The 2,967-nt window shown below is 62.2% G+C and carries 5 protein-coding genes and 1 pseudogene; 1 reads left to right on the plus strand and 5 read right to left on the minus strand.

Annotated elements, in window-relative coordinates; genetic code table 11:
• The 5 genes from ACLP9N_RS36195 to ACLP9N_RS36215 all read right to left on the minus strand — a co-directional run.
• Positions 1-673, minus strand: a 673-nt coding sequence (locus ACLP9N_RS36195) for a hypothetical protein (protein WP_442411910.1), incomplete at its 3' end; no start/stop codon positions are given.
• 12 nt (positions 674-685) lie between these two features.
• Positions 686-874 carry a hypothetical protein gene (locus tag ACLP9N_RS36200; RefSeq protein WP_442372600.1) on the minus strand — a complete coding sequence of 63 codons (189 nt, stop codon included), beginning with the start codon at positions 872-874 and terminating at the stop codon, positions 686-688.
• Between the two features lie 225 nt (positions 875-1,099).
• The gene (locus tag ACLP9N_RS36205; RefSeq protein WP_442372598.1) at positions 1,100-1,288 is read right to left on the minus strand and encodes a hypothetical protein; all 189 of its coding nucleotides are present in this window, start codon (positions 1,286-1,288) and stop codon (positions 1,100-1,102) included.
• A 98-nt stretch (positions 1,289-1,386) separates the two neighbouring features.
• The gene (locus tag ACLP9N_RS36210; RefSeq protein ID WP_442372596.1) at positions 1,387-1,797 is read right to left on the minus strand and encodes a type II toxin-antitoxin system VapC family toxin; all 411 of its coding nucleotides are present in this window, start codon (positions 1,795-1,797) and stop codon (positions 1,387-1,389) included.
• A complete protein-coding gene (locus ACLP9N_RS36215) occupies positions 1,794-2,081 on the minus strand; it encodes a type II toxin-antitoxin system Phd/YefM family antitoxin (RefSeq protein WP_442372595.1) in 288 nt (95 codons plus the stop codon). Before ACLP9N_RS36215 ends, ACLP9N_RS36210 begins: the two co-directional genes overlap by 4 nt.
• Positions 2,082-2,803: 722 nt before the next feature.
• On the opposite strand from ACLP9N_RS36215, the pseudogene ACLP9N_RS36220 reads away from it, so the two are divergent.
• Positions 2,804-2,967: pseudogene (locus tag ACLP9N_RS36220) on the plus strand (hypothetical protein); the annotation flags it as partial.

Consider the following 2,967-nt stretch of genomic DNA (forward strand, 5'->3'; position numbering starts at 1 on the left):
GTTCATCGCCGCCGGCCGGTGGACTCACCGTGTACCCCATCGCGATCAACGCGGCGACAGCTTCTGCGGGCGAGTCGCGAACCACAGCCCGTGTCTGTATGCGACGCCACTTGGCGCGCCCATCCGCGAAGGCAGCCGCCCAGCCGTCCGTCCCCGGAAATCCACAGTCTCGGATCAGAAACTCGACAATGTCTTCCAGGCAGGGCCGAAATCTCTCACCGCCCATCGGGATGTGCAGCGACTCGATACTGTGCGGAGTCCGGTGGTCCAGGCGTGACAGCAGATGAGATAACGCGCCCCGGTGCGCGGTCACCTGCACATGCGAGGCGGGCTTGCTCCTGGCGTCCCTGTCGTAGTCCCATCTGATGATGGGCGCCCGGTCCAGCTTCGCCTTGAGAACAAACGATGAATGCTCGACGGCGAGATGAGCCCCGTAGGAGTCGACGCACAGCTTGTAGTTGGCCGCCAGTTCAGCGAGCCCCTTGTCGGATGCGTCGTGGGGTCCCCGCAAGTCCACCTCGGCGTTGACAACCGAACGCAGTCTGTCGCTGTCTGGCGAAGCGAGGTCAGCCTCGATGGTCCAAAGCTGTGCCGGAAAACAGTTAACGGCCCGTTCGACGTCAGCGACGAAGGCCCCCACCGCATCGTTGAACTCCTCGTGCGTCAATGCCACGGGCAGCCCCGTCTACGCCCCGGTTTCCCCCAGCAAAAACGCGATGGATTCCAGCTCGCCCCACGCGTCGTGCTCGTCACCGACTAGAGCATAGTGGTCGGCGCGATCACGAAGGTCTTCAAGCGCAACGCCGAGCTTCTTGAGTATCGCGGCCCGACGATCGCGGAGTTCGTCGTCAGACAGGGTTTCAATCTTCGTCATCCCAAGCCCCATCCGTCGGCTGTGCGCAGAATGCACCAAGTGTCGCATCCAACTTGTCTTGCGCGTCGCACATTCTCACGCCTGTCATGTACCCAGGATGCCGCGCGCCACCGACAAAAACCACGAGAATCTACAACAATCTGGCCGCTGAGCTGCTCTTTTAAGCTTTCGAGTGACATTTCCCACGACCGACGATCCGCCGCCTGCACCACCGTTAAAGGCTTCTCAGCCGGGCAGGCGACAGTCCGGCCAGACCTCGCCGGCGGCGTTGATCGGGTGGATGGTCAGCACTCCGGCGTCGATCGAGTAGTTGTATCGCTGGTCGGCCGGCGGTGTCCAGGTGCTGCCGTCGGCCAACGTAATGGTGAACGTGTGCGCGGTGTCGTCGTTGTGGCGCTTGTTCAGTATTCCCATGTTGGAGCTCCTTAGTTTCGCGTTCTAACTGCCTACTGGTTCCGGGGTCGCGAGACCCGGATTGGGTTCCTCGGTGCGGCCTCTGATATTTCGTACGTTCACCGGACTACACCGGGCGATGCGGTCGCGAGGCCGACGTCGCGGCAGCCGTCCAACAAGCGGTGGTCGTATGTGACGAACGCTGTCAGTTCCCGCCTGATCTGGGCCGCCGCGGCGAGGTGAATCGCGTCGAGAGAGCGCAGGGTGGCCGGGCCGATCGTTTCAGCCAGAGTGATCACGGCTTCGGTCAGCGGGAGGATGTCCAACCCGTCGAGTAGGTAACGCGCACGCTCAGCCTGGCCTGGTTCCCCGTATCGGGCAACGACTCTCATCAATTCGACCCGGCTGAGCGCGCTCGTCGTCGCACACTCACCCTGGTCGCTTTGCGCGGCGAGCCATGTCCGCAGTTCAGGCGTCTCAAGCTCTGCGATGAGCAGCTTAGTCAGCGCCGAAGTGTCCATGTAGATCACTGCTCGTCGCGCATCTCTTTAAGAACATCGGATAAATTACGTTCGCCGCCGCGCGCCGGCGTGGGCGTGACGTCGAGAAGGTTCCGAGGACGACGAGCCGGAATCAACGCACCCGATTCGATCAGGGCCTCACGCGAACGCTCTCCAGCCTGCACAGGAACGAGTCGGGCGACGAGCCGTCCTTTGTTAGTAACGCCGAGTTCCTCGCCGGCTTCAACCCGGGCGAGGTATCGCGATGCGTGCTGCCGTAGTTCTCGCACTCCTATTACGTCCACGAATCTCATGGTAGCACGCTATGTGCTACATCAGCAGAGTTAGCTTACTGCCCGCCTGACCAGGCCTCGACACCGTCCGGCTCAAGGGCACCATCGCCGAAACCCGAAGCCGGACAAGGAAACCGGACCCGGTACGAGATTGTTTACGCTGCAACATTGCCAGGCTTCGGGGCGTCCGATTCAACGGGGGAGCGGGGGAGCGGTGCGACCACCGCACTTCTTGTCGATCCGCTTGCAGAAATGGCCGACGATCTTTCCGACGAGTAGTGGCCTGGTGCTTCGCTACCAGGTGGTGGCGAGGCGATGTCGACAGCGGATACTGACAGCGGATACTGTCACGTCGTCGTCCTTGCCGATGTTGCCGTACGAACGGACCGCTGGTCGGAGACCTAAGACTGTGTGCGCTTGCGGGTGACGGGGCGTTTGCCGCTGCTTGTGCCGGCTGTGGTGAGTTGTGCGCGATAGGTTTCGGTGGCTTCCTTGGCGACGGCCAGGGCCTCGGTGAGCGCTTGGACACGCTCGTCGGCGCTGCGCTGGGCTTGGGTGAGTTGTTCGGCGTGCTCGGCGCGTAGCGCTTGTCGTTCCGCGCGTGCCTCGTCGCGGTGCCGCTCAAGATCGCGCAGGGTGGATCGAGGCTAAAATTTCGTGACGGTTTCAGTTGAGCAAAGGTACTGCAGCTTACCCGCGATGCGAGGACCGATACCGCCTGTTTGGCGTTAGTGTTGGCTGCTATGGCCGGACTGGACAATAACGTGAAGCGCTGGCGCACAGCGCTTCACGTAACCGTGTCGGCATTGATAGTTGCCATCCTCGGACTCGCCATCACCCCCGTAGCTCATGCGGCTGCGGCCACGGCGACGTTGTCGGTGACATCGACGTGGCAGACCGGTTTCAT

Source organism: Mycobacterium sp., assembly GCF_052144515.1.
Taxonomy (GTDB): Bacteria; Actinomycetota; Actinomycetes; order Mycobacteriales; family Mycobacteriaceae; genus Mycobacterium.

Bases quoted from the DNA above. Each gene is read 5' to 3' on its own strand.
- ACLP9N_RS36200 (WP_442372600.1), bottom strand. From the start codon at position 874: ATGACGAAGATTGAAACCCTGTCTGACGACGAACTCCGCGATCGTCGG.
- ACLP9N_RS36205 (WP_442372598.1), bottom strand. From the start codon at position 1,288: ATGGGAATACTGAACAAGCGCCACAACGACGACACCGCGCACACGTTC.
- ACLP9N_RS36215 (WP_442372595.1), bottom strand. From the start codon at position 2,081: ATGAGATTCGTGGACGTAATAGGAGTGCGAGAACTACGGCAGCACGCA.